Origin of the sequence: Dysgonomonas termitidis (assembly GCF_042654545.1) — a bacterium.
Classification (GTDB): Bacteria; Bacteroidota; Bacteroidia; order Bacteroidales; family Dysgonomonadaceae; genus Dysgonomonas; species Dysgonomonas termitidis.
Genome location: NZ_JBHSGN010000200.1, coordinates 1 through 510, shown reverse-complemented (window position 1 = coordinate 510; position 510 = coordinate 1). Strand labels below are relative to the sequence as shown.

Here is a 510-nt window from a genome sequence, read left to right as displayed (position 1 = left end):
GCATACGGCAGGCGATAATACCTTTAAGGTTATCCTGGCCGAACTGGCCGTCAACCAGACGCTTGTCGTGCTGGCCAACTGCCGCACACAGGTGGAAACCCTGCTGGGAACCATCTCTGCGGGAGCCACCAAGGCGAGCGTTATCAGCAGCCTTTTGCTGGAGCAGAGTACCGCTTTCGACGCATCTACCATGACGGGCATCCCGATGTGGGGCGAGATCACCAACCAGGCCGTTACATCAGGCTATAATCCCATCGGCGGGCTGAGCGTCAACCTGACGCGTATGCTGGCCCGGGTCAATATCACCAATGGCGAAGTCCTCTTCGACCTGACGGAAGCCTACCTGTACAACCCCCGCCAGAAGGGCAGCATAATCCCTGATAACTGGACCGGTACAGACGTGACTAACCCGACCATCGTAGCAGGAGCCCAGATGGCTCAGAAGACCAGGTTCGGGCCCTTCACCACTTCGGCGACGAACACAATCGACAATAAGATCTATACCTTCGA

Annotated in this window: 1 pseudogene; it reads left to right on the top strand. The window is 57.1% G+C overall.

The features are described from left to right. A pseudogene (locus ACFO6W_RS26130) lies at positions 1-510 on the top strand (hypothetical protein); the annotation flags it as partial.